Origin of the sequence: Vibrio gigantis, from assembly GCF_024347515.1 — a bacterium.
In the GTDB taxonomy this organism is placed as follows: domain Bacteria; phylum Pseudomonadota; class Gammaproteobacteria; order Enterobacterales; family Vibrionaceae; genus Vibrio; species Vibrio gigantis.
Map to the genome: position 1 here is coordinate 3,521,536 of NZ_AP025492.1, position 26,273 is coordinate 3,547,808.

The 26,273-nt window shown below is 46.2% G+C and carries 27 protein-coding genes; 17 read left to right on the forward strand and 10 right to left on the reverse strand.

The features are described from left to right. Positions 1-15: 15 nt before the first annotated feature. The 3 genes from aroE to OCV56_RS15880 all read right to left on the reverse strand — a co-directional run bounded on the left by aroE (position 16) and on the right by OCV56_RS15880 (position 2,418). Positions 16-846: a shikimate dehydrogenase gene (gene aroE / locus OCV56_RS15870; RefSeq protein WP_086712419.1), complete on the reverse strand. Its 831-nt coding sequence runs from the start codon at positions 844-846 to the stop codon at positions 16-18. 76 nt (positions 847-922) lie between these two features. Continuing rightward, on the reverse strand, positions 923-1,840 hold the full coding sequence (gene hemF, locus OCV56_RS15875) for an oxygen-dependent coproporphyrinogen oxidase (RefSeq protein ID WP_086712418.1): 918 nt from the start codon (positions 1,838-1,840) through the stop codon (positions 923-925). A gap of 20 nt (positions 1,841-1,860) precedes the next feature. Continuing rightward, on the reverse strand, positions 1,861-2,418 hold the full coding sequence (locus OCV56_RS15880; RefSeq protein ID WP_086712417.1) for an L-threonylcarbamoyladenylate synthase: 558 nt from the start codon (positions 2,416-2,418) through the stop codon (positions 1,861-1,863). Positions 2,419-2,613: 195 nt separating this feature from the next. Here OCV56_RS15880 and purE point away from each other — a divergent pair, with 195 nt between their 5' ends. Together purE and OCV56_RS15890 are read left to right on the forward strand one after the other, a co-directional pair. Beyond that, positions 2,614-3,099: a 5-(carboxyamino)imidazole ribonucleotide mutase gene (gene purE / locus OCV56_RS15885; protein ID WP_004739348.1), complete on the forward strand. Its 486-nt coding sequence runs from the start codon at positions 2,614-2,616 to the stop codon at positions 3,097-3,099. Positions 3,100-3,104: 5 nt separating this feature from the next. Beyond that, positions 3,105-4,235, forward strand: a complete 1,131-nt coding sequence (locus OCV56_RS15890) for a 5-(carboxyamino)imidazole ribonucleotide synthase (protein WP_086712416.1) — start codon at positions 3,105-3,107, stop codon at positions 4,233-4,235. 105 nt (positions 4,236-4,340) lie between these two features. Here the strand turns inward: OCV56_RS15890 and OCV56_RS15895 are convergent, their stop codons facing one another. The 4 genes from OCV56_RS15895 to OCV56_RS15910 are packed head-to-tail and all read right to left on the reverse strand — an operon-like array spanning position 4,341 to position 7,603. Continuing rightward, entirely contained in the window at positions 4,341-4,910 is a 570-nt protein-coding gene (locus tag OCV56_RS15895) for a DNA topoisomerase family protein (RefSeq protein ID WP_086050337.1), read from the reverse strand. A gap of 12 nt (positions 4,911-4,922) precedes the next feature. Beyond that, a complete protein-coding gene (locus tag OCV56_RS15900) occupies positions 4,923-5,399 on the reverse strand; it encodes a DUF494 family protein (RefSeq protein ID WP_009848094.1) in 477 nt (158 codons plus the stop codon). 3 nt (positions 5,400-5,402) lie between these two features. Beyond that, a complete protein-coding gene (gene dprA / locus OCV56_RS15905; protein ID WP_086712415.1) occupies positions 5,403-6,515 on the reverse strand; it encodes a DNA-processing protein DprA in 1,113 nt (370 codons plus the stop codon). Further along, positions 6,512-7,603 (reverse strand): LysM peptidoglycan-binding domain-containing protein, encoded by a 1,092-nt coding sequence (locus OCV56_RS15910; protein ID WP_086712414.1) that lies wholly within the window; start codon positions 7,601-7,603, stop codon positions 6,512-6,514. The genes dprA and OCV56_RS15910 overlap by 4 nt, the downstream gene beginning before the upstream one ends. A 140-nt stretch (positions 7,604-7,743) precedes the next feature. On the opposite strand from OCV56_RS15910, the gene def reads away from it, so the two are divergent. The 6 genes from def to OCV56_RS15940 all read left to right on the forward strand — a co-directional run bounded on the left by def (position 7,744) and on the right by OCV56_RS15940 (position 14,160). After that, positions 7,744-8,256 carry a peptide deformylase gene (def, locus tag OCV56_RS15915; protein ID WP_004735769.1) on the forward strand — a complete coding sequence of 171 codons (513 nt, stop codon included), beginning with the start codon at positions 7,744-7,746 and terminating at the stop codon, positions 8,254-8,256. A 38-nt stretch (positions 8,257-8,294) separates the two neighbouring features. Then, complete coding sequence (gene fmt, locus OCV56_RS15920; protein ID WP_086712413.1) at positions 8,295-9,242, forward strand: methionyl-tRNA formyltransferase; 948 nt, start codon at positions 8,295-8,297, stop codon at positions 9,240-9,242. 92 nt (positions 9,243-9,334) lie between these two features. Then, on the forward strand, positions 9,335-10,615 hold the full coding sequence (rsmB, locus tag OCV56_RS15925) for a 16S rRNA (cytosine(967)-C(5))-methyltransferase RsmB (protein WP_017631532.1): 1,281 nt from the start codon (positions 9,335-9,337) through the stop codon (positions 10,613-10,615). A 109-nt stretch (positions 10,616-10,724) separates the two neighbouring features. After that, positions 10,725-12,101 carry a Trk system potassium transporter TrkA gene (gene trkA, locus OCV56_RS15930; RefSeq protein WP_004735766.1) on the forward strand — a complete coding sequence of 459 codons (1,377 nt, stop codon included), beginning with the start codon at positions 10,725-10,727 and terminating at the stop codon, positions 12,099-12,101. Between the two features lie 47 nt (positions 12,102-12,148). Next, complete coding sequence (locus OCV56_RS15935) at positions 12,149-13,594, forward strand: TrkH family potassium uptake protein (protein ID WP_017077319.1); 1,446 nt, start codon at positions 12,149-12,151, stop codon at positions 13,592-13,594. Positions 13,595-13,620: 26 nt separating this feature from the next. Then, a complete protein-coding gene (locus OCV56_RS15940) occupies positions 13,621-14,160 on the forward strand; it encodes a DUF3157 family protein (RefSeq protein ID WP_086712412.1) in 540 nt (179 codons plus the stop codon). Positions 14,161-14,178: 18 nt separating this feature from the next. Here OCV56_RS15940 and trhA read toward each other — a convergent pair whose 3' ends face one another. Together trhA and OCV56_RS15950 are read right to left on the reverse strand one after the other, a co-directional pair. Next, a complete protein-coding gene (gene trhA, locus OCV56_RS15945; RefSeq protein WP_086712411.1) occupies positions 14,179-14,832 on the reverse strand; it encodes a PAQR family membrane homeostasis protein TrhA in 654 nt (217 codons plus the stop codon). Positions 14,833-14,980: 148 nt separating this feature from the next. Beyond that, positions 14,981-15,772 carry a sporulation protein gene (locus OCV56_RS15950; RefSeq protein ID WP_086712410.1) on the reverse strand — a complete coding sequence of 264 codons (792 nt, stop codon included), beginning with the start codon at positions 15,770-15,772 and terminating at the stop codon, positions 14,981-14,983. Positions 15,773-16,055: 283 nt separating this feature from the next. Here OCV56_RS15950 and OCV56_RS15955 point away from each other — a divergent pair, with 283 nt between their 5' ends. The 6 genes from OCV56_RS15955 (at position 16,056) to OCV56_RS15980 (ending at position 21,266) form a co-directional block, all read left to right on the forward strand. Beyond that, the gene (locus OCV56_RS15955; protein WP_004739323.1) at positions 16,056-16,223 is read left to right on the forward strand and encodes a hypothetical protein; all 168 of its coding nucleotides are present in this window, start codon (positions 16,056-16,058) and stop codon (positions 16,221-16,223) included. Positions 16,224-16,352: 129 nt separating this feature from the next. Then, a complete protein-coding gene (locus OCV56_RS15960; protein ID WP_086712409.1) occupies positions 16,353-16,616 on the forward strand; it encodes a YihD family protein in 264 nt (87 codons plus the stop codon). Positions 16,617-16,943: 327 nt separating this feature from the next. Further along, positions 16,944-18,362 (forward strand): cytochrome c oxidase accessory protein CcoG, encoded by a 1,419-nt coding sequence (ccoG, locus tag OCV56_RS15965; RefSeq protein ID WP_086712408.1) that lies wholly within the window; start codon positions 16,944-16,946, stop codon positions 18,360-18,362. Positions 18,363-18,435: 73 nt separating this feature from the next. Next, a complete protein-coding gene (locus OCV56_RS15970; protein WP_017058781.1) occupies positions 18,436-19,422 on the forward strand; it encodes a serine/threonine protein kinase in 987 nt (328 codons plus the stop codon). A 55-nt stretch (positions 19,423-19,477) separates the two neighbouring features. Continuing rightward, positions 19,478-20,077, forward strand: coding sequence for a thiol:disulfide interchange protein DsbA/DsbL (locus tag OCV56_RS15975; RefSeq protein ID WP_050642882.1), 600 nt, complete (start codon positions 19,478-19,480; stop codon positions 20,075-20,077). A gap of 232 nt (positions 20,078-20,309) precedes the next feature. Next, positions 20,310-21,266 (forward strand): DUF2860 domain-containing protein, encoded by a 957-nt coding sequence (locus OCV56_RS15980; RefSeq protein WP_086712407.1) that lies wholly within the window; start codon positions 20,310-20,312, stop codon positions 21,264-21,266. Between the two features lie 74 nt (positions 21,267-21,340). Here the strand turns inward: OCV56_RS15980 and OCV56_RS15985 are convergent, their stop codons facing one another. After that, positions 21,341-22,864 (reverse strand): YifB family Mg chelatase-like AAA ATPase, encoded by a 1,524-nt coding sequence (locus OCV56_RS15985; protein ID WP_086712406.1) that lies wholly within the window; start codon positions 22,862-22,864, stop codon positions 21,341-21,343. 472 nt (positions 22,865-23,336) lie between these two features. Here OCV56_RS15985 and ilvG point away from each other — a divergent pair, with 472 nt between their 5' ends. The 3 genes from ilvG to OCV56_RS16000 are packed head-to-tail and all read left to right on the forward strand — an operon-like array spanning position 23,337 to position 26,250. Continuing rightward, positions 23,337-24,983 (forward strand): acetolactate synthase 2 catalytic subunit, encoded by a 1,647-nt coding sequence (gene ilvG, locus OCV56_RS15990; protein WP_086712405.1) that lies wholly within the window; start codon positions 23,337-23,339, stop codon positions 24,981-24,983. A 1-nt stretch (position 24,984) separates the two neighbouring features. Beyond that, complete coding sequence (gene ilvM, locus OCV56_RS15995) at positions 24,985-25,269, forward strand: acetolactate synthase 2 small subunit (RefSeq protein ID WP_017055442.1); 285 nt, start codon at positions 24,985-24,987, stop codon at positions 25,267-25,269. Between the two features lie 12 nt (positions 25,270-25,281). Then, complete coding sequence (locus OCV56_RS16000; RefSeq protein ID WP_086712404.1) at positions 25,282-26,250, forward strand: branched-chain amino acid transaminase; 969 nt, start codon at positions 25,282-25,284, stop codon at positions 26,248-26,250. Positions 26,251-26,273 lie beyond the last annotated feature (23 nt).

Genomic DNA, 26,273 nt, shown 5'->3' on the forward strand with positions numbered 1-26,273 from the left:
TTTATAAATACCTTGTTACATCTCTAGGTTTTTACGTAGTTCTCTTAAGATCTGCTTAGTTCCCGGACGAAGACCACGCCATAGTATGAAGCTCTCTGCAGCCTGACCCACCAGCATACCTAAACCATCATAAGCAGCATGAACACCATTATCTAATGCCCATTGGTTGAATACTGTATTGCCTGAACCATAAACCATGTCGTAGACGACACTATTACTATTGAAGATAGATGGAGAAACTTCTGGTAGTTGACCACTTAGGCCTGATGACGTTGAGTTAATAATGACATCAAAGCCTTCAAGCACATCACTTAGCCCTACCCCTTTAATGTTTCCATGCGAGGTAAACATCTCAGATAACAGTTCAGCTTTTGAACTGGTGCGGTTAGCCACCACTAATTGCTGCGGCTTTTGATCGAGGAGAGGTTGAATCACTCCTCTTGCTGCGCCACCAGCACCCAGTAAGAGAACTCGAGCTCCCTCTAATACCACTTGGTGTTGAAGTAGATCTTGAACAAGCCCCTCACCATCAGTGTTATCACCAATGATTTCTCCGTCATCTAGCTTCTTTAATGTATTAACAGCACCGGCTAGCTGAGCTCTTTCAGTCAATCGATTAGCAAACTGATAAGCGTCTTCTTTAAATGGTGCTGTGACATTACACCCTCTACCGCCTTCGCTAAAAAAAGCGTTAGCCTCGGTAATGAATTGACCGTGTTCTGGCTGCAGTGCTGTATAGGTAAGTTGTTGATTGGTTTGGCGAGCAAATAATGTGTGAATGAATGGCGATTTGCTTTGCCCAATAGGGTTACCGAAAACGGCATAACGATCTACTTGCTGTGTCATATCCTTACCTAACAGAAATAATAAAAGGGTCATCTATATAGACGACCCTATCACTATCCCTATAAGGAAGGAAGAACTACCAAACTCGCGGTTTTAGGTAGTCACTATAAAGCAGCGCTTCTGGTGACCCTACTTCTGGTTCGTAACGATATTCCCAACGTGCCAATGGCGGCATAGACATCAATATAGACTCTGTACGACCACCGCTTTGCAGACCAAACAAAGTGCCACGGTCATAGACTAGGTTGAATTCAACGTAGCGACCACGGCGGTATAGCTGGAAGTCACGCTCACGCTCACCATAAGGTGTCTCTTTACGGCGCTCAACAATAGGTAGGTATGCCGCGGCATAACCTTCACCAACAGCCTGCATGTAAGCAAAACTCTTTTCAAAGCCCCACTCATTTAAGTCATCAAAGAACAGGCCACCAACACCACGCGTTTCATCGCGGTGAGGTAGGAAGAAGTACTTATCGCACCACTCTTTGTGTTCTTGATATACGTTATCACCAAATGGTGCACACAGAGCTTTAGCAGTTTGATGCCAAGACTGACAGTCTTCGTCGAAAGGGTAGAATGGCGTTAAGTCAAAACCACCACCAAACCACCAAATTGGGTCTTCACCTTCTTTTTCCGCAATGAAGAATCGAACATTAGCGTGTGAAGTTGGGATATAAGGGTTTTTAGGATGGATAACTAATGAGACACCCATCGCCTCAAACTTACGCCCGGCTAATTCAGGGCGATGAGCAGTCGCTGAGGCAGGCATTGCCTTACCTGCAACGTGAGAGAAGTTTACACCACCCTGCTCAAAGACTGCACCGTCAGTCATCACACGAGTGCGACCACCTCCACCAAGGCGATCGCTAGGTTCACGTTCCCATGCATCTTCTTTGAATAGTGCACTACCATCAGCTTGTTCAAGCTGTTGGCAAATCGAATCTTGTAGGCTCAGTAAAAACTGCTTTACTGCTTCTTTATCAATTGCTGACATTTTACTTTCCTTTGCAGGGTTTAACCCTGTCTTAATATTTTCGATGTTTTTGCATCTCTAATTTCGCTTGGCTTGTCACGACCACCCGTTTCCCCTTCAAGAATCGCAACCAAGTGTTGGCCAAGTTGCTGTTGTACCTCTTCGGTCGTCATACAAGGTGGTTCGCCCGTCAGATTAGCACTGGTAGAGGTTAACGGCTTACCGAATTCATTACACATTCTTTGCACCAAAGGGTGATCCGTCACTCGCACAGCGATTGAATCAAACTGACCACTCACCCAGTCAGTCACTTTAGCACTGGTTGGCATGATCCAAGTGACTGGCCCCGGCCATGTAGCTTTAACCGTCGCCAATTGCTCATCGGTCAGTTGGCTTTCATCAATATAAGGAAGCAGCTGCTCGTAACTTGCCGCAATCAAGATCAAGCCCTTTTCAACTGGACGCTGTTTTAACTCGAGTAATTTCTTGATGGCATGTGGATTATCAGGATCACAACCAACCCCAAAAACGCCTTCGGTCGGGTAAGCAATGACTTCGCCCTGTTGTAATGCCTGCAATGTATGTTGAAAGTTATCCACGGGTTGCCTCATTAAGTCAGTTATCGAACTCACTAAGTGTACAAATTATCACTCACTGTTACTAAAGCTATTTGTTTATAAAATGTATCAATTGGCAATTTAGACTGACGCAAACGTTTTCCTTAAGCGATTTTACCCGTATAATGCGCGCAAAATATCTAATCACTAATTAAATCGTACCTGAAGGAGTTTGAGATGACTGTCGGTATTATCATGGGTTCTAAATCTGATTGGCCAACAATGAAGCTAGCTGCGGACATGTTGGATCAGTTTGGCGTGGCGTACGAAACAAAAGTGGTTTCAGCTCACCGCACACCTCAGTTGCTTGCAGACTACGCAACCAGTGCGAAAGAGCGCGGTATTAAAGTCATTATTGCTGGTGCTGGCGGTGCTGCTCACCTACCAGGCATGGCGGCTGCTTTCACAAGCGTCCCAGTTCTTGGCGTTCCAGTTCAGTCTAAAGCGCTGAAAGGCATGGATTCTCTGCTTTCTATCGTGCAAATGCCAAAAGGCATTGCGGTAGGTACTCTGGCTATCGGTGAAGCGGGTGCAGCGAACGCTGGCATCCTAGCCGCTCAAATCATTGGCACACACAATGAAGAAGTAATGGCAAAAGTAGAAGCATTCCGCTCTGAGCAAACAGAAACGGTACTTGCTAATCCAAACCCTGCAGAGGACTAATCCCCATGCATGTTCTTGTGTTAGGCGCGGGCCAACTTGCTCGCATGATGTCCCTAGCTGGGGCACCGCTGAATATTGAAATTTCTGCTTTTGATGTTGGCAGCAAAAATATTGTTCATCCATTAACGCAAGCGATTCTAGGCAACGGCTTAGAGAATGCGATAGAGCGAGCGGACGTCATTACGGCTGAGTTCGAACACATCCCTCACGACGTACTTGAGGTATGTGAGCGCAGCGGTAAGTTCTTACCGACCACAGAAGCAATCAAAGCAGGCGGTGACCGTCGCCTTGAAAAAGCGCTGTTAGACGAAGCGAACGTGAAAAACGCTAAGTACTATGTGATTAACTCTCGCGAAGACTTTAACGCTGCGATCGCTCACGTTGGCTTACCAATGGTACTGAAGAGCACACTTGGCGGCTACGATGGTAAGGGCCAGTGGCGCTTAAAGACACTAGACAATGTTGACGCGACTTGGGCAGAAATGGCCGAGTGCATTGCAGCGACAGACAATCAAGCCATTGTGGCTGAAGAGTTCGTTCCATTCGACCGTGAAGTATCACTGGTTGGTGCTCGCGGTACCAATGGCGAGATTCAAGTGTACCCACTGGCTGAGAATGTTCACACCGACGGCGTGTTGAGCTTATCGACCGCGATTGATGACATGGAACTGCAAGAGCAAGCGAAAACCATGTTCACAGCAATTGCAGAACGCTTAGATTACGTTGGCGTGCTAGCACTTGAGTTCTTTGATGTTCAAGGTTCACTGCTGGTTAACGAGATAGCACCACGTGTTCATAACTCTGGCCACTGGACGCAACAAGGCGCTGAAACTTGTCAGTTTGAGAACCATCTGCGTGCTGTATGTGGCATGCCACTAGGCAGCACTAAGCTGATTCGTCCAACCGCAATGATCAACATTCTTGGTGAAGATACTCTACCTGAGGCTATTCTGGCCCAAGGTGGCTGTCATGTTCATTGGTATGGTAAAGAGAAGCGTGCAGGTCGTAAGATGGGCCATATTAACGTGAGCGCTGACTACAACGCAGAACTGCAAAGAGCGTTGTGCTCATTGGCTGATATTCTCGATAAGCAAGCCTACCCGGCTGTGCATGAGTTTGCTGAGCAGATGAAGTAAGCCTACATTGGTTTATGGATACAAAAAGTTCATTGGATATAGAAACGGCGCTCATTGAGCGCCGTTTTTTTATTTCTGGTCATTCACTTACTGTGATTAACATGACTACTGAGATTGAATGTGATGACACTTACGATCAGCACATTGCTTCTTAGTGCCATTGGCTGTTTTCTTCTCCAGTAACAACGGGAACTGGCACTCTTCACAGCGACCAATAACAGGAGGCTGATTAACGGCAAACTTACACTTAGGGTAGTTATCACAAGCATAGAAGGTTTTGCCATAGCGAGATTTACGCTCAACCAAATGGCCTCTGCCACACTCAGGGCACGCAACAAGTGGCTGCTCTTCAGGTTGTTCTTTCGGTTGATCCAAAGATTCGATGTGATTACACGTTGGGTAACTACTGCAACCAATAAACATCCCAAAGCGGCCCTGCCTTAATACCAACTCGTTTTGGCATTTAGGACACGGCACACCCAGCTCTTTCACCACGTGTCCATCGTTTTGATGCAACGGCTTGATGTAATCACAGCTCGGGTACTGCTTACAGCCTAAAAATGGACCGTGCTTACCATGGCGAAGCTGAAGCTCTCCACCACACTGTGGACATGGTTCATGCTCTAATGCATGTTCATGTGCTGAAAAAAGCTGATTATCAATCTTACTACTCATGACAAGCCTGTGTTAATGCAAGATACCTTGCTCTTTGGTGTACAACAGCTCTTCCATTTGCGTGTAAGCACTTTCATTACCCGGCACATTAAATAGCACCATTAAGATAATCCATTTCAGATCATCTAATTCAAATTCGTTGGTCTCAAGCCCCATCACACGATCAATCACCATTTCACGAATCTCTGTCGTGAGTACGTTGATCTGCTCTAGGAACAGTAAGAAACCTCGACACTCCATATTAATACGTGAAATCTCTCGACTGGTATAAATACGCATTGAGGTATTGGAACACACACTAATCGCCGCTTGGTTCTCGGTATCTTGCAATGCCGCAAGATCTTCTAACCAATGGAGGGCCTTATAAATATCATCTTGGTGAAACCCTGCTCGAAGAAGCTCATCTTCCAGCTCATCTTGATCCACCTGCAATTCAGAATCGCTATGGATGTAGGTTTCAAACAAGTACATCAGTATGTCCATCATCATAGCTTAGCCTCTCCCCTTTCGAATATAGCCACCGGAAACTGCAACAACATGCCCTGAGAGCTCAAGCTCTAAAAGCTGCATCATGACCTCATGCACAGGTATATGGGTTCTCTGTGCCAAAATATCAACGGGTGTCGCCTCTAATCCTACGTTAGCTAACAGCTGTGGAAATGGCAATTGCTCATTTTCACCCTCATTCGGCGTAGGCTCGAACAAACTGGGCTGCTGATCTATAGACCAGTCTAACAGACTCTTTATTTCAATCAGAACATCTTGAGCATTTTGCACCAAACATGCACCAGATTTAATTAAGCTGTTACCTCCGCGGCTGGTTGGACTATGAATTGAGCCAGGAAGTGCAAACACCTCTCGGCCTTGCTCCATGGCATAGCGAGCCGTAATCAAAGAGCCACTCTTCTCAGCCGCCTCAACCACTAAGGTTCCTAGCGACAAGCCACTAATAATACGGTTACGGCGAGGGAAATGTTCAGGTCGTGGTTTAGCACTTGGCCGAAACTCTGAAATCAGCGCACCATTCTCACAAATTCTATCGGCTAAGTTTCTATGCCGCGCAGGGTAAATGGAGTCCAAGCCAGAGCCCAACACTGCGAAGGTCTCCCCTCCTTTATCCAAAGCACCATCATGAGCATAGCCATCAATGCCCAACGCTAAGCCACTCGTGACAATCAAGCCATTTTGTACAAACTCTTTAGCGAAGGACTTCGCTGTCTGTAGTCCTTCGAGACTGGCATTACGACTGCCAACCATTGCGATTTGAGGCTCAATCAATTTTTCAACGTGACCTTTAACGAAAAGAGCACTTGGCGCAGAGGCTGTCTCGTTCAGCAGTTTGGGATAGTGTGGGCAGTTAGGGGTAATGATGTGATGGTTGGGCTGCCTTGCTTGCCACGCTAAGCAAGCCTCCACTTCTCTCGGGGCTTGCTCTCTTAGATAGGAAATTTGCTTGGCAGACAAACCAAGTGCTTGTAGCTGCTGACTTGAGTAGCCAACAATATTAGAAGGAGAATCAATACTCAGCAAACGAGAAAGGCGCTTGCTACCCAATTGAGGAACAAAACTTAGAGTTAGCCAAGCACTCAGTTGCTGCTCATTCACTCGGTGCCCTTAACCTCTTTCGTCAAAGCAAGGTCCAAAGGCGATACCGCCAGAATGTCATTGCTAACCGGCTTAGAGCTCTGAGTGATCAACGCGAGGCTAAAATACTCATAAGGGCGAATGACCATCAAACTACCGAGTGAGGTACTTGGCAATTGCACCTTATCGCTCGCCGCTGACTCTTTATAGCTATATTCACCCTGCTTACCAAACACCACCGCGCCGCTTTCGCTGAGGGTAAACATAGAGCCTTGGCGAAGATTGTCCTGTGAGCCTTTGTTAATAACCACAACCTGATTTTTTGCGCTGTATTGGCTCCCATCTAATGAACCTAAGATATTAGCAAACTGCCCCACAGCACTAGGCGCTGGATAAAATGTGGTTGAGAGATTCACCTGATCAACGCCAAGCTCCGGCAACACTAGATCGTTAAGTAACACCTCTTGCAGCTGAGTCTCTATCTTCAAGCTACTGAACTCATCATCCACCTCTTTGAGGTGTGCCGTAGCGACCAAACGCAAAGAGGTAATACTCGCTTGAGGTTGCTGTCGTTGGTAGGTTTCGACAGAACGGTAAATACCCCATTTTTGATGTTGTTGGTTGCCCGAGATAAATAGTCGGTCTTCACCCGATAAGAAGCGTTTGCCATCACTGGTTCCTAATACCCGTTGCGCCGACTCGATATCTTGCTGCTCTACCAAGCGATCAGATTGTAAATACGGCAGAACTAGCCCTTCATTCACGGTAGGTACTGCTTTCTTTTCTGATACACGAATCTTAGGGCTTAGCTTGATGACGGGTTTAAGGCTCAATACAGGCTCGCCATTAATCCAAACCAGAGACAATTTATCTCCGGGGTAAATAAGATGAGGGTTTTCTATCTCAGGGTTTACCTGCCACAACCTTGGCCACAACCACGGGCTATCGAGATACATCGCGGAGATATCCCACAAGGTATCGCCCTTAACCACCACATACGCCTCGGGTGCACCCTGTTTAATGGTTAAAGGTTGAGCACTATTTTCAGTCGTAGCGGCAAACGAAATCGAGGCACAAATAAGAGATAAAGCGGGGAAAAAATGACGCATGACCTAGGTTCCTTGGTCTGAATATATGACATCTGATTAGAGAATTACCTTCAGGATGCTGTCATTTGACCTCTAAAATGTCTAGAATTGAGCCAACAAGGTTTAAGCTGTTTCGGCACAGTTCAATATTTCGAGTGTATATGTCTGTATTACAAGTATTAACATTACCAGATGATCGTCTACGTACCGTGGCGAAACCGGTAAAAGAAGTTACCCCAGAGATTCAAAAGTTCGTTGATGACATGATTGAAACCATGTACGACGAAGAAGGTATCGGCCTTGCGGCAACGCAAGTAGATTTCCACCAGCGCATCGTTGTTATCGATATTTCAGAAACACGTGACGAGCCTATGGTTCTGATCAACCCTGAAATTACTGACAAACGTGGCGAAGATGGTATCGAAGAAGGCTGTCTATCTGTACCAGGCGCTCGAGCTCTAGTACCTCGCGCTGCAGAAGTAACGGTTAAAGCATTAGACCGTGAAGGCAACGAATTCACATTCGACGCTGACGACCTTCTGGCTATCTGTGTTCAGCACGAACTTGACCATCTAGAAGGCAAGTTGTTTGTTGATTACCTATCGCCACTAAAACGCAAACGTATTCAAGATAAGCTAGCGAAGATTAAACGTTTCAACGAGAAACAAGGTTAATAACCGCTGCTATTACTAAATTAAGAAGGAAGTCTACCTTGAGTCAATCTTTGAGAATTGTCTTCGCAGGTACTCCGGATTTCGCCGCCCGTCATTTGGCGGCGTTGTTGTCTTCGGAGCATGAAGTTATTGCTGTTTACACACAGCCAGATCGTCCAGCAGGCCGCGGTAAAAAACTGACTGCGAGCCCAGTAAAAAACATCGCACTTGAAAACAATATTCCGGTTTACCAACCAGAAAATTTCAAGTCAGATGAAGCTAAGCAAGAATTAGCGGATTTGAATGCTGACATCATGGTAGTTGTTGCTTATGGCTTGTTGCTTCCACAAATGGTTTTAGATACGCCTCGCTTAGGTTGTATCAATGTACATGGTTCTATCCTACCGCGCTGGCGTGGTGCTGCCCCTATCCAACGCTCTATTTGGGCGGGTGATAAAGAGACAGGCGTAACGATCATGCAGATGGATATCGGCCTAGATACGGGTGACATGCTAAGTATCGCAACGCTACCAATTGAAGCGACAGATACCAGTGCTTCAATGTACGAAAAACTAGCTGGCCTTGGCCCTGATGCGCTTGTTGAGTGCTTGTCTGACATAGCTTCTGGTAAAGCGGTGCCTGAAAAGCAAGACGACGAACTTGCTAATTACGCGAAGAAGCTAAGTAAAGAAGAAGCGCGTATCAGCTGGAGTGATGACGCGGCTCATATTGAGCGCTGCGTTCGTGCCTTCAACCCATGGCCAATGAGCCACTTTGAAGCTGCTGAGAACAGCATTAAAGTATGGCAAAGCCGTGTGGCAGAACAAACTTCTGATAAGCCTGCAGGTACCATTCTGCAAGCGGATAAAACGGGTATCTATGTAGCGACTGGACAAGGCGTACTTGTTCTTGAACAACTGCAAGTTCCTGGTAAAAAAGCCATGTCCGTTCAGGATATCTTGAACTCACGTGCAAGCTGGTTTGAAGTTGGCACTCAACTTTCTTAATCCGCTTTTAAAGCTGTTAATTACTCAGCTTAGAAAACCTTTACGAGGGCAGAGATGCCCTCATGTATTCAAATAAATATTCGGTACCCCTCATGAATGTTCGCGCTGCTGCTGCAAATGTCCTATTCCAAGTTGTCGATAAAGGCCACTCTCTTTCACACGCTCTCCCTGCGGCTCAAAAAACGATCCGTCCGCGAGACCATGCTCTACTGCAAGAGATTTGCTACGGCGCACTTCGTTACCTGCCTCGTTTAGAGTCAATCGCTAACGAACTGATGGAAAACCCGCTTAAAGGTAAAAAGCGTGTATTCCACCACCTTATTTTGGTGGGCATTTACCAACTGAGCTTCATGCGTATCCCTTCGCATGCTGCCGTTGCAGAAACAGTTGAGGGCACCAAAACACTGCGTGGCCCAAGCCTAAGTGGTTTGATCAACGCGGTATTACGTAGCTACCTACGTGACCAAGAAGAGCTAGATGAGAAAGCAGTTAGCCACAACGCGGGCAAATATGGCCACCCAAGCTGGATCCTAAAAATGCTTCAAGAGAGCTACCCAGATCAATGGGAGCAACTGGTTGAAGCAAACAACAGCAAGGCACCAATGTGGCTACGCGTTAACCGCCAACACCACACTCGTGACGAGTATGTTGAACTGCTTAAAAACGAAAACATTGAATACACATTGCACCCTGAAGCAGCAGATGCCATAAAATTAGCTGCACCTTGTGATGTTACTTTACTTCCTGGCTTCGACAGAGGTTGGGTATCAGTACAAGACGCTGCCGCTCAGCTTTCAGTTGATTACCTAACACCAAAAGATGGTGAGCTAATCCTAGATTGCTGTGCTGCGCCAGGTGGTAAAACGGCACACATTCTTGAGCATACCAATGACACTGAAGTGGTTGCGATTGACTGCGACATTAAACGCCTAGACCGTGTTTACGATAACCTTGAACGTCTACAACTGCGTGCCGACGTAATTTGTGGTGATGCTCGCTACCCTGAAGAGTGGTGGATGGGTGATAAGTTCGACCGTATCCTACTTGATGCACCTTGTTCAGCGACAGGCGTAATTCGCCGTCACCCTGACATCAAGTGGCTACGTCGCGCATCTGACATTGATGCGCTGGCTGAACTGCAAAGCGAGATTATGGATGCAATGTGGCGTCAGTTGAAAGAAGGCGGCACCATGGTTTATGCGACATGCTCAATCACGCCGCAAGAAAACGTACTGCAAGTGAAAGCATTCCTTGAGCGTACTGAGAACGCAACGCTTGTTGGGTCTGATATCGAAAATCCGGGTCGTCAAATACTGCCTGGAGAAGAAGATATGGATGGCTTCTACTACGCAGTTCTAGTAAAACAGGCATAACAACTAACAGCGGCTAAGAATTTATTTCTTAGCCGCTGTTTCTTTCTAGTGCATTATCAAAACAAAGTTAGATAACTAGAATTACCACGGTAAAGAAAAGAGAAAGGCTATGAAGATCATTATCCTAGGTGCTGGACAAGTTGGCGGTACCCTTGCTGAAAACCTGGTTGGTGAAAACAACGACATCACCATTGTCGACCGTAATGCTGACCGACTGCGTGAACTTCAGGATAAGTACGACCTTAGGGTTGTAAACGGTTATGCCAGTCATCCAAACACACTACGTGAAGCAGGTGCGCAAGATGCCGACATGTTGGTTGCCGTAACCAATATGGATGAAACCAATATGGCTGCGTGTCAGGTTGCTTTCTCTCTTTTCAACACGCCAAACCGAATTGCTCGTATTCGTTCTCCTCAATACCTAGAAGAGAAAGAAGCGCTATTCAAATCAGGGGCTATCCCTGTAGACCACCTGATCGCTCCGGAAGAGCTAGTGACCAGCTATATCGAGCGCCTAATTCAATACCCAGGAGCACTACAAGTGGTGAGCTTTGCTGAACAGAAGGTGAGCCTAGTAGCGGTAAAAGCCTACTATGGTGGTCCACTGGTGGGTAATGCATTGTCTGCTTTGCGTGAGCACATGCCTCATATCGATACGCGTGTTGCGGCTATCTTCCGACAAGGCCGCCCTATTCGCCCACAAGGCACCACCATCATTGAAGCCGATGATGAAGTGTTCTTTGTGGCGGCAAGTAACCATATCCGCTCAGTAATGAGTGAACTACAACGCTTAGAGAAACCGTACCGCCGCATCATGATTGTCGGTGGTGGTAACATCGGTGCAAGCTTAGCGAAACGCCTTGAGCAGAGCTACAGCATCAAGCTTATCGAGCGCAGCTACACACGTGCAGAGAAGCTGTCTGAAGAATTAGAAAACACCATCGTATTCTGTGGTGATGCAGCAGACCAAGAGCTACTCACCGAAGAGAACATCGATCAGGTTGATGTATTCATTGCCCTAACCAATGAAGATGAAACCAACATCATGTCGGCAATGCTGGCTAAGCGTATGGGTGCCAAGAAAGTAATGGTACTGATCCAACGCGGTGCTTACGTCGACCTTGTGCAAGGCGGTGTGATTGACATTGCAATCTCCCCACAACAAGCGACCATTTCTGCGCTACTTACTCACGTTCGTCGTGCTGATATTGTTAACGTATCTTCTTTACGTCGCGGTGCTGCTGAGGCTATCGAAGCCATCGCCCACGGTGACGAAACCACATCTAAAGTCGTTGGCCGAGCAATTGGCGATATCAAACTACCACCGGGTACCACCATTGGTGCCATTGTTCGCGGAGAAGAGGTGCTGATCGCGCACGATAGAACCGTGATCGAACAAGATGACCACGTAGTAATGTTCCTAGTAGACAAGAAGTACGTGCCTGATGTTGAGTCTCTTTTCCAACCGAGTCCGTTCTTCTTGTAGCCTTGTTTCATAAGTCTTCACGTAACAACGCGCTCAGGCATTAAGCTATGGTCAATTTTCGTCCGATATTATTAGTGATAGGGTTAGTGTTATCTAAACTGGCCCTGTTCATGTACATCCCAACACTGGTGGCCTTCTTTACCGGCACAGGTGGCTTTCTCGAGTTTGGTCAATCGGTAGTTATCACGCACATTGTGGCGTTTATCTGCTTAAGCTTAGGCCGCTCCGCAAAATTCCGGTTAGGGGTGCGGGACATGTTCCTAATCACCTCTCTGGTATGGACTATTGCCAGTGCCTTCGCTGCCCTGCCCTTTGTCTTTATCAACCACATCAGCTTCACTGATGCCTATTTTGAAACCATGTCTGGTATCACTACGACAGGTTCAACCGTCTTAAGCGGCTTAGACAGCATGGCTCCAAGCATTCTGTTGTGGCGTTCCATATTACAGTGGCTAGGTGGCATCGGCTTTATCGTGATGGCGGTAGCTGTTCTGCCAATGCTCAACGTCGGTGGTATGCGCCTATTCCAAACCGAATCATCCGATTGGTCAGATAAAAGCAGCCCACGAGCAAAAACAGTCGCCAAGAACATCGTGGCGGTTTATCTAGTTCTTACCGGCTTGTGCATCATTAGTTATCTGTTTGCAGGCATGGGTATCTTTGATGCTATCAATCACGCCTTCACTACGCTGTCGACAGGTGGTTACTCAACATCTGATGGCTCGATGAACCACTTCTCTAACAGTGCTCACTGGGTAGGAACCCTGTTCATGTTCCTTGGTGGTCTGCCGTTCTTACTGTTTGTTAGCGCACTGCGTGGTAGAAAACTCTCAATCCTATATAAAGATGCGCAAGTGAGAGGTTTCACGTATCTATTTTTGGTCACCAGTGCCGTAATATCGACATGGTTGGTGGTTAGAGATGGCTACACAGTCATGGATGCGATGCGTGTTTCGATGTTCAACATAGTGTCAGTCGTCACCACAACCGGTTTTGGCTTAGAAGACTTCACCGCGTGGGGCGCACTGCCAACGACCTTATTTGCGTTTCTAATGATGGCGGGCGCGTGCTCGGGTTCAACCTCTGGTGGTATTAAAATATTCCGCTTCCAGATCGCGATGACCATGCTTCATAAACAAATGATGAAACTGATTCACCCGTCAGGTGTATTTGTTCAACGCTATAACCAACGACCAGTGAATGACGACATTGTGCGTTCACTTGTTGCATTTGGTTTGATGTTCTTTATTACGATTATCTTAATTGCAGGTGGCTTGAGCGCGATGGGACTTGATCCCGTGACCAGTATATCTGGCGCAATCACAGCCGTTGCTAACGTTGGCCCGGGCATGGGCAGCGTGATCGGTCCAACCGGGAACTTTGCTCCACTGCCAGATGCTGCTAAATGGCTATTAAGTTTAGGAATGCTGATGGGGCGACTCGAGATACTGACGCTCATTGTTCTATTTTTCCCAGCCTTTTGGCGACGCTAACCAAGCACAAAATCAAGGAAACACAGATGAAATCATACGTACTTCTCGCTGGCGCATTGCTTAGCAGTTCTGCATTCGCCGACCAGTTGGTGACTCTACCTGATGGTAAAGAAATTTTACTGAAAGACGATTTCACATGGCAATATCATAGTAAGACCTCATCTGACGGAGAGCCTACACTAAAAAGTATTCCTATAGCCAAAAGTATGCGCGGGACTACAATCACGATTGGTGATACAAAACCAAGCTTACAGGTTTCTAAATCAGGTGTGGATGTTTTGATTGGGGCTGGACTCTACGAAAATGAGCAGTTGATTCTACCGATATCTATTACTAACCAGAGTACGCAAGCGGTAGTGTTAGTGACCTTAAAAGTTACGGTCTATTCACCAACGGGTGAGCTACTTCATCAAGAAAGCATTAATACATGGCAATCTATCAAACGTATGGCAGACACTTACCTTCGTCCACAAACTTCTGCCGAAGGTAAGTACTTAGCAATTGATGTTGATAAGTACCCGGAATATAAAATCGATGTCGAGATTACCGACGTTTCAACACGTTAGAAGTCTATCGTAGTAACGCTAAACCGGTGTCACATACAGATAAATAGCGAAGAAATGGCAAGCGCAGCCCGCCAATACAAACAGGTGCCAAATGGCATGGTTATAAGGGATGCGTTTTGCTACATAGAAAATCACACCCAACGAGTAAATCACCCCACCAACCGCCAGCAACACCAAGCCACCTATATCGATATTCATCGCCAATTGATAAACCACAATCAAAGATAGCCACCCCATCGCTAAGTAAATGAACAGCGATAGGCGCTTGAAACGGTACACGAACGCGATCTTCATGATGATACCCACCAACGCAATCCCCCAAATAACCGCCATCAAGCCCATTGCGAGTGGGGTTCTTAAACCGACTAATAAAAACGGGGTGTAGCTACCTGCGATCAGCAAATAAATCGCACAGTGATCGAGGGTTTTCAATAAACGCTTGGTCTTTTCTGTGGTGATCGAGTGATAGAGCGTGGAAGCAAGAAAAAGCAGGATAATACTGCTGCCATAGATTGCCATACTAGCAACAGTCAACATGTCGGCTTGGTAATCAAATGCACGAATCAGCAACAAAATCAGACCAACTACGCCAAGCACAACGCCCAAGCCATGGGTTATCGCATTAGCGCGTTCTTCGATGTCGCTGTATTCGCTGGCTGATGATGCAGACATGAGTATCCTACTAGAGTAAATGTTCAATTGACCTAGTATTGCATATTAAGCTTACACGTGTAAGCTTAAATTTTTATGACATTAATAACGCCAAAACTGTGTGATGAGGTTAGGCGCTCTCAAACTAACTAACTAACCAAAGAGCTAACTAAGAGGCGCTATCTAGATACTCAAGCACCATCTTGCCGGCTTCTTCCGGAGATGTATCCAATGGCACACTCAACTGACGCTGCAGCTGGCCCACTCCCAATAAGCTCGCCAACATACCTTTTGCACCGTCGCGATTGCGGTCTATCTCAAACCACAACTTAAGCTCGGCATCATCACGATGGGCAACAACCTCAAGCTCACGCCAACGGCCATGATAAGGACCAGTCGTCGGAACAAACTCGAACTCTTGTACAAATGGAAGTTCAAAGCCCTCTACCGCTTCACATTCCACTTGGCGGATACGTAGACCTTGAGCTTCAAGTTCGTTAAAAATGCCATCGAGGAGTGCATCAGGACGAACCGTTAAGATATCTTTATCCGATGGGTCAATCGCCATCGCAATATCCAAGCCGGTTTCAAGCCACACCTTTGAATCACCAATCGTGACCGGTGTATTCAGTGGTACATCAAACTCACATTCAAAATCACGGGTTTCACCTGGCTGAATAACAAAGGCATACGGCAGGCTCCATTTGGCCAACGAGTATGTTTGGTGCATTCGGCGTTTATGACCGCCCTCTTGCCTTTGTGAGTTCATGGTGACTTCTTTGACGTAACGACAGCACAAGTTGAGATCGATATTGTCGATCTCCTGTGGCTGAGCGCCACCGTAGACATGCACAATAATGCTCGCCTTTTGTCCTGGATAAAGCACTTCCTGTTGCAATACAGAATCTACCTTGGCAGACCCAATGCCAAAACTTGCTAACGTTTTCTTTAAGAACGACATATGCACCTCCTTTAAAGCATCATCTTAAGCCTGAAAGAGGTTCAAACTCAAATATACTGCTCACACTATTTTAGCTCTAATATCGTTTAATTATCACTCAGGCGTCGATCGATAACTTAGATAGTGATAATCTAAGCCTTGATATGCATGCATATCATTATCCTGATTTATTCTTCGGATTGGCGAAAGCCAGACGAGTGACGCTTCAAGTAATTGAGGTGGATCTCATGGTAAATCAGGCCATTAGATTGGCAATGGATATGCCTGACCGTTAGGTAAATTAATGCGCCCAACAGCTGTCAGGTTCTCGCACACCAACCGTAGTGCGATGCGTCGTCGTAGTGGCTTTGTTGCTGCTCCAACGGCTAAGAAATTGGCTCCTACAATGACTCTAGTTGAGAAGACTGCTTTATTAGCACCGACTACAACAAAAGTGATTAAAGCCGCTTAACAAAAAGCGCAGTTTTTACTGCGCTTTTTCTTGCCCGCTCCCATCTTGAAATGTGTTTACACATTGGTATTCCCTACCCGATTTGATACCTTAGCCACAAATCATTATAAAATTTGTGGAGAATAAAGTATGAAGTGTCACCGCATAGAAGAACTGCTTGAACTGATGGAGCCTGAGTGGCAGAAAGATCAAGAGCTTAACTTGTTAGAGTTCATCATTAAGCTGTCAAAAGAAGCAGGCTACGAGGGTAAACTTGAAGACCTGACTGACGATGTGCTTATCTACCATCTAAAAATGCGTAACAGCAAAAAAGATGAAATGATCCCGGGTCTGAAAAAAGACCAAGAAGATGATTTCAAAACCGCAATTCTAAAAGCACGTGGCATCCTTTAATTACCTCGATGCTCAAGAGCGTAATTACCGTATAGATAAAACTCTCAATTTAAAAAAGCGACCACTCGGTCGCTTTTTTGTTTCTGTTCGCTATTTTTTCGTCACAACTGTTATGACTTTTGTTGTTAAAGGTTGATAGCGTTAAAGAAATGAGAACAAGATTGTCGCTATAATCGCCATCCATAAGAATCTTCTAAAATAATAAGAGTGAGTGCGATAACAACAAATGCACCAAGCTCAATTTCTACAGGTTCTCTAAATCATACTTTCAAGTAATGTCGTCATGCTCGTTTTAAGCGGGCAAACAAGCCACAAAAAGGATAGTCCATGAGTCAGGATAAAATCGATATCAAAGATGTGACTCCTAAAACCTTTAACCCGAAAACACATAAAGGTAATGGAGATCGATTTAACCCAAGTAACCGAATCTATGTTCGAGAAAGCAAAGGTAAATTCCAACAACTGCGTCGCTATGGCGGTTGGTTCTTACTTTTACTTTTTGCGCTTATCCCATGGATTCCATTTGGTGAACGACAAGCGATCTTGCTCGATATCGGTAGCCAACAGTTCAACTTCTTTGGCACCACGTTATACCCGCAAGATCTGACTCTACTCGCGATCCTATTTATGATTGCCGCGTTTGGCTTATTTTTCATAACGACCTTTTTAGGGCGAGTCTGGTGCGGCTACTTGTGTCCACAAACCGTCTGGACCTTCATGTACATATGGTTCGAAGAGAAACTGGAAGGTGCAGCCAATAAGCGAAGAAAACAAGACTCGGGCAAACTGACGAGCAATTTAATCGTCAGAAAAACCCTCAAACACATTGCGTGGTGGGCGATTGCCATCGCTACGGGCTTAACCTTTGTTGGTTACTTCATTCCAATCAAAGAGTTAGTGGTTGGTTTCTTTACCTTTAACTCATCTTTCTGGCCAGTGTTTTGGGTGCTGTTTTTTGCTGGGTGTACTTACGCCAATGCAGGTTGGATGCGTTCAATTGTTTGTCTGCACATGTGTCCTTACGCGCGTTTCCAATCAGCTATGTTTGATAAAGACACCTTCATCGTAGGCTACGACACAGAACGTGGTGAAAGCCGTGGTCCTCGCTCTCGCAAGGCGGATCCAAAAGAGCTTGGCCTAGGCGACTGTATTGACTGTAATTTATGTGTGCAAGTTTGCCCTACCGGAATTGATATCCGTGACGGCCTGCAATACGAATGTATTAACTGTGGCGCGTGTATTGATGCCTGTGACAACACCATGGAACGTATGGGCTATGAGAAAGGCCTGATTAACTACACCACCGAGCACAGACTTGAGGGTCACTCAACCAAGGTAATGCGTCCTAAGTTGCTAGGCTATGGAGCCATCTTGATCGTGATGCTTGGCTTGTTCTTCGCACAGATAGCAAGTGTTGATCCTGCAGGTCTGAGTGTTCTGCGTGACAGAAACCAGCTGTTTAGAATCAATAACCAAGGGTTGGTTGAAAACACCTATACCCTCAAAGTGATCAACAAGACTCAACAAGAGCAAGAATACAAACTCGATGTGAGCGGACTACCCGGTTCTATCTGGTACGGCAAACAGACGATTACCGTCAATCCGGGAGAGGTTTTGAACCTACCTATCAGTTTAGGCGCCGACCCAGAAAAACTGAGCTCACCAGTTTCGACAATTCAGTTTATACTCTCGGATAATGAAGAGTTTACGATGGAAGTCGAAAGCCGCTTTATCAAGAAGCTCTGATACCCGCACCTTAGTGCTTGGTATAACAACCCAATAAATGGAAAAAGGCTCAGTAATGAGCCTTTTTTATTCTATGACGATGCAAGCCTTTAACTTTGATAACCTGACTCCTGACTTCATGTGGTACGCACTGGAGAGTATAGGAGTTCGCGCTGAATCCGGGCTTCTCGCTCTCAACAGTTACGAAAACCGTGTATATCAATTCACAGACGAAGACCGTAAACGCTACGTCGTTAAGTTTTATCGCCCACAGCGCTGGAACAAGGCACAGATCCAAGAAGAACATGACTTCGCACTAGAGCTTATCGAACAAGAGATGCCCGTTGCGCCTCCAATGCGAATCAACGGTGCAACATTACATGAATACCAAGGCTACCTATTTGCCTTATTTGAAAGTGTCGGTGGTAGGCAGTATGAAGTGGATAACCTAGACCAATTGGAAGGCGTTGGGCGCTTTCTTGGGCGTATTCATAAAGCCAGCGCAGGAAGAACATTCCAACATCGCCCTACTATCAGCCTGGATGAATACCTTTATCAGCCACGTAAGATTCTAGAGAATTCTCAGTTTATCCCGACGCACCTAGAGAACGCGTTTTTCAATGACGTTGACCTTCTGATAAAAGAGCTAGAGAGCCAGTGGCCGAGCAACATTGAGAATATCCGCCTGCACGGTGACTGCCACCCTGGCAATATTTTGTGGCGCGATGGGCCAATGTTCGTCGATCTTGATGACGCACGTAACGGCCCTGCGATACAAGATCTGTGGATGCTGCTCAATGGCGAGCGCCAAGATAAGCTGATGCAACTGGATATTTTGCTAGAGAGTTACCAAGAGTTTTGCGATTTTAATACCGCACAACTGAAACTAATCGAACCACTACGCGGTCTACGTATGGTGCATTACATGGCATGGTTGGCGAAACGATGGCACGATCCTGCGTTTCCTCTGGCCTTCCCATGGTTTAATGATCCGAAATATTGGGAACAACAAGTACTTGCTTGTAAAGAGCAAATTGCTACCCTGCAAGAGCCACCACTTTCGTTAATGCCTCAGTGGTAACAGCAATCGCAACATACAACTAGATAAAAATTCAAACATAATGGAGATTGGATAAATGAAAAAGCTATTCGCATTTTTCTCATTGATCATGTTGAGCCTTTCAGCTCACGCTGCGAAATTTAACGAAGGTGAACACTACAAAGTTCTTGACCTAGAAGCATCAAAAAAACCAATGGTGACAGAGTTCTTCTCTTTTTACTGCCCACACTGTAATAGCTTTGAGCCAATCATCCAGCAGCTAAAACAACAGCTACCTAAAGACGCTAAGCTACAGAAGAACCATGTTTCATTTATGGGTGGCAACATGGGGCTGCCAATGAGCAAAGCTTACGCGACCATGATTGCGCTGAAAGTTGAAGACAAGATGGTGCCAGTGATGTTTAACCGCATCCACACAATGAACAAGCCACCACGTGATGAAGCAGAACTGCGTCAAATCTTCCTAGACGAAGGTGTTGATGCGAAGAAATTTGATGCGGCATACAATGGCTTTGCGGTAGATTCAATGGTTCGTCGTTTCGACAAAGCATTCAAAGACAGCGGACTTTCAGGCGTACCAGCTGTCGTAGTTAACAACCGCTACCTAGTAGAAGCTCAAGGCATCAACAGCCTAGATGAATACTTTGAGTTGGTTAACTTCCTGCTGAAAAAGTAAAAAAACAATCAAAAAACCATAATAAGGGAGCTTCGGCTTCCTTTTTTGTCCCTAACGCTTTTTAATCACTTCAGGCAGAAGATACTATCTCTCGATGTAGTTCTACTTCCCATTTATTTAATAAACCTTTACATGGTGCGCGATAAAGTGAACCTTTAGATTTTATTGTTTTCTATAACCTTTTGTTAACAGCTATTTGTTGCTGCCAATTACTGGGGCAAGGAGCCTCTGAATGAAAATTAAATATACGTTATTAGCGTTAAGCGTTGCCGCTGCGCCTGCGTTTGCCAAGCTTGCTGATGAGCAAGGCTTCAGTGGTGAAATCTCTATTAACACCGGGGTAACCTCTTCAACCTCAAACTTTGATACCGATGCTGATAGCACAATTTCATCAAACACGCAGAAAGCCTCATCTGAGAGCTCATTTCTTGTCGCACCTCTAGGTAGTATCGCTTACACCTTTGGTGAAAAGTTAAATCATCAAGTCTACACAGGTACTGCACGTGATGACGTGGCAACGGGTACCGTTGTGCTTGAAGTGGGTTACAAATACCAACTTGAGTCAGGCATGGTGATCGATGCCTCACTACTGCCAACCATTATGTCTGGTGAAACCTGGGCCAACCCTTATGCAGAGGGTGTAGCTCGAAGCAAAACGGATGAAACTGGTAATGCTTTCCGTTTGAAGCTAAGTAACATTGCAGGTTCAGCTTTCTCACTCGATATGGCTTACGCAACCAAGGATGTTGATAGCGATCTGGTTGGATACGAAGAACTTAAGCGTGATGCTGATACCCTCTACCTGAAAGGTCAGTATCGCCAGCCGATTAGCCGCACCATGATGCTAGTACCATCTTTGATTTACCAATCAAGTGATGCGGAAGGTAATGCTGAATCATTCGAACAGTTCGGTGGTGAAGTCAGCTTATTTGGTGGTATGGGTCGTCACCAATACGCATTAACAGCGGGCTACAACCAACGCTCATATGACGCTAGTAACCCAATCTATGACAAAAAGCGTAGTGACGATAATATCAACCTATTCGCTGCTTACGAATATGATCAATTCATGGATTGGGAAAACTGGTCGTTCGTTTCTCTTGCTGGCTACGGCACGAGCGACTCCAACATTACCTTCTATGATGAGTCTCAATACATCGTTTCAGTTGGCTTGAACTACAAGTTCTAACTTCAGCAAGTATCAACTACTTTTCCAAAAAGCCTGCATACAAGCAGGCTTTTTTGTTTACCACAACACAATGACTATACAGCTTGTGCCGTAAGTTGCTTCAATAATCTATCCATCGCGCGGTAACCAAGCGCTTCCGATAAGTGTTTCTTTTCTATCTGCTCGTTACCATCCAGATCAGCAATAGTACGTGCGACCTTGATGATTCGATGATAGGCACGAATCGATAAACCCAGTCTATGCAGCGCTGTTTCCAGAAACTCGGCATCTTCACGTCGCAGTGGGCAATACTTCTCAATTTCTCGACTACCTAACAGTGCATTCGATTTATGGTTGCGAGATAGCATCAACTGACGAGCTTGTTTAACTCTTTGCTTTACAACCTGAGTGGTTTCACCGCGGTCACCACCCTCGGCGAGCATTCCTTTAGGCAGCAATGGAATCTCCAATGACATATCAAACCGATCAAGTAACGGCCCAGATAGCCGATTGAGGTAGCGCAATATGATCTGCGGGTTAGCGCGTGCTTGATTACCTTCGTAGTAACCTGTTGGACTTGGGTTGAGTGCACCGATCAATTGAAAGCGCGCAGGGAAACGAGTTTTCCCCGCCACCCGCGAGATAATGATTTCACCCGACTCCAGTGGCTCACGCAATGAATCGAGCACCTTGCGCTCAAACTCGGGCATCTCATCAAGAAACAATAAGCCATTGTGCGCCAAAGAGATCTCGCCGGGGCGAGGGACTGAGCCCCCACCTACCAGTGCTGCCATTGAACTCGAATGATGTGGAGCGCGAAAAGGACGTTGTTTCCAGTTGTATTGATTGATCTCTTGTTGCGTTAACGAAGCCACCGAAGCGGTTTCCATCGCTTCGTCATCACTCATTTCAGGTAACAAATCACGCAGTCGAGAAGCCAACATGGTCTTGCCCGTTCCGGGAGGGCCTAGAAAAAGTAGGTTATGGTTACCCGCAGCTGCTATCTCTAGTGCTCGTTTGCCTTGCTGTTGGCCGATGATGTCTTGCAGGTCGCGAAGCTCAGACACATCAACTTGATGTTGCTCGGTACGATACAGACCAAGCTGAGCCTGCCCACACAAATCCGCACAAACCTCCAACAAGGTTTGTGCGGATTTGTGAGCTCCCTTGCCCACCAGCGCCGCCTGATCACCGTTGTGGTGTGGGACGACCAAACATCGTTCGACACTATCGGCGGCTAACGTTGCGGGTAACACGCCCTTTACTGAGCGCAACTCTCCTGACAACGCCAACTCACCGATGAATTCATGCTTCGCGATCTTGGATGTGGGAAGCTGCTCGGAGGCGACTAAGATTCCTAGCGCAATAGGCAAATCAAAACGTCCGCCCTCTTTTGGCAAATCTGCTGGAGCGAGATTGACCGTGATTCTTTTCGATGGAAACTCAAAGCGAGAATTAATGATCGCGCTTCTCACTCGATCTTTAGATTCCTTGACCGTTGTTTCAGGCAGACCCACCAGCGTAAAGCCGGGCATTCCGTTGCTTATATGCACCTCAACCGTCACTTCTGGCGCCTCTACACCAACACTAGCTCGACTATGAATTATCGCGAGTCCCATAACTTTCCTTTGTCTTTGATTTAAAAGTATTCGCTCTGGATATTCGTTGCTCACCAAAGCTATAAGGTTGTTATATAGCTTGGTGGAATGGTGTTTTAATGTGAAAAAAGAATGACATTTTCCTTGTCATGCGGCAGATTTGTGTGATAACACTAGAGATGTAGACATTTACTAAAGACAATAAACGAGAAAACTCGAATTATATGAACTTTAACGCTCGCATTTACGCACTGATTAACCTGATTATCGTGGTCATTATTGAGACTGCGCGGGGGCGAGTGGGAAAAAAGTAACCACGAATTAGAAAAAACCCCCGCACTGAAAAGTCCGGGGGTTTTTTCTAATTTGACGATTCGATTTTTATAATTTTAATTATTTTCGGCTTTGCCGATTTACAGGAAGAATGGGAGCACAAGATGTGCAGAGACAAAGGAAACAGTTACCAAAATAAAGGTAATACGGGAGAATTCCGATGAAAGGCGCAGAACTAGTCGTATCCGCACTCAAGCAACAAGGAATTGAGACCGTATTTGGTTACCCAGGTGGTGCCATCATGCCAATCTACGATGCACTTTATGACGGCGGAGTTGAACATATCCTATGTCGCCATGAGCAAGGCGCAGCTATGGCCGCGATCGGCATGGCTCGCGCAACACAAGATGTCGCTGTTTGTATGGCAACGTCTGGCCCAGGTGCTACCAACCTAGTCACAGGCCTTGCTGATGCCTTTATGGACTCTATCCCACTGGTTGCAATCACAGGTCAGGTTGCAAGTTCCCACATTGGTACCGATGCATTCCAAGAAATGGATGTGATTGGTATGTCTCTGTCATGTACAAAACACAGCTACCTAGTCACCGACATTGAAGATCTTGCTCCAACACTCGCTGAAGCGTTTGTGGTAGCTAAATCAGGCCGCCCTGGCCCAGTTATCGTCGATATCGCCAAGGATGTTCAACTAGCAGAAGCGCCTGTTAACACTCTTCCTGATTTTACTCCACCCGCGATTCCTGTTGCGACAACCGATGCCATTGAGCAGGCACAATACTTTTTGTCTCAAGCGACCCGTCCTGTTTTATACGTAGGTGGTGGTGTTCAACTTGCTAAAGCAACCGATGCGGTTCGTGAGTTTTTACGCCTTAACCCAATGCCAGCAGTCAGCACACTAAAAGGCTTGGGTACCATTGAGCGTGACGACCCACACTACTTAGGTATGCTAGGTATGCACGGCACTAAAGCCGCTAACCTAGTGGTTCAAGAGAGTGATTTACTGATTGTTGTTGGTGCTCGTTTTGATGACCGAGTAACTGGCAAGCTAGATACCTTCGCACCTCATGCTAAGGTTATTCATATCGATATCGATGCGGCTGAGTTCAGCAAACTGCGTCTTGCTAATGCGCCAATTCGTGGTGACATCAACAAGATCATGCCTCAGTTGGAACTAAGCCAAGATATCTCATCTTGGGTCCACCACTCTGAAGGTCTTCGTAGCTCATTCAAATGGCGCTACGACCACCCAGGCGATCTGATCTTTGCTCCACTACTGTTGAAGCAGCTGTCAGACATGATGCCAGCGAGCTCTATTGTTTCTACCGATGTTGGCCAACACCAAATGTGGGCAGCTCAACACATTCAGCCTCGCGATCCACAAAACTTCATCACCTCTGCCGGATTAGGCACTATGGGCTTTGGCTTACCAGCCGCTATGGGTGCTTCGGTTGGACGTCCTGATGACCAATCGATTCTAATCTCTGGTGATGGCTCGTTCATGATGAATGTGCAAGAGCTTGGCACACTGAAACGCCGCCAGATCCCTGTGAAGATGGTGCTTCTAAACAACTCTCGCTTGGGCATGGTTCGTCAATGGCAATCACTGTTCTTTGATGGCCGCCACAGTGAAACCATCCTAGATGACAACCCAGACTTCGTGATGCTAGCGAAAGCATTCGATATCCCGGGTAAAACCATCACGCGTAAAGAAGAAGTAGAGCCAGCACTGAAAGAGATGCTAGAGAGCAAAACCGCTTACCTGCTTCATGTTCTTATCGATGAAGAAGAAAACGTATGGCCACTAGTACCGCCAGGTGCTTCAAACAGTGAGATGTTGGAGAACACATAACATGAAAAGATACCTATTAGACATCAAAGCCGATGATAAGCCTGTACTACTAGAGCGTGTTCTTCGTGTTATCCGCCACCGTGGCTTTATTGTTAAGCAAGTCGCGGGCACCCAAAACCACGAAAGCAAAGTGGCGAGTGTTGAGATCATTGTAGACAGTGATCGTCCGATCTCTTTCTTGGTCAATCAAATCGAAAAACTGTGGGATGTGCGTACCGTTGACGTTATCTCAATCAGTCGTAATGAGTTGCCAAACAATAACTTACAACAAAAGATAAACGCATAAGGAACCGCAAACATGACAGCTAAAACGGCAGACTATATTTGGTTTAACGGTGAGATGGTTCCTTGGGCAGAGGCGAACGTTCACGTCCTGACTCACGCAATGCACTACGGTACTTCCGTATTTGAAGGTGTTCGTTGCTACAACACACCAAAAGGTCCGGTTATTTTCCGTCACCCAGAGCACGCAAAACGCCTAAAAGACTCAGCAAAAATTTACCGCTTCCCTATTCCTTACACTGAGGAAGAAATTATGGAAGCGACTCGCGAAACGTTACGTCAAAATAAGCTAGAGTCAGCCTACATCCGCCCTCTAGGTTTCGTTGGTAACGTTGGTTTAGGTGTATGCCCACCAGAAAACACTGAGATGGAACTGATCATCGCAGCTTTCCCTTGGGGCTCTTACCTAGGTGAAGAAGCACTCGAAAATGGCGTAGACGCGATGATCTCAAGTTGGAACCGTGCAGCACCAAACACCATCCCAACCGCTGCTAAAGCGGGTGGTAACTACCTATCTTCACTGCTAGTTGGTGGTGAAGCACGTCGTCATGGTTACGATGAAGGTATCGCACTAAGTGTTGATGGTTACCTTTCTGAAGGCGCAGGTGAAAACATCTTTGTAGTACGTAACGGCGTGCTATCGACACCACCAGCGACCAGTGCAATTCTGCCGGGCATCACGCGTGATTCGATCATGACATTAGCAAAAGACATGGGTTATGAGATCCGTGAAGAGAACATTGCTCGTGAAGCGCTATACCTTGCTGATGAAGTCTTCATGACAGGCACAGCAGCGGAAATCGTTCCGGTTCGTAGCGTAGACAAAATTACAGTAGGTGAAGGAAAACGCGGTCCTATCACTGAAAAAGTTCAAGCGGCTTACTTTGGTTTATTCAATGGCACCACTGAAGATAAATGGGGCTGGTTAGATTACGTTTATCCACAAAACCAAACTTCACAAAACCAAACGCAAACAACTAAGTAAGCAACAGCCAAATATTTTATAAG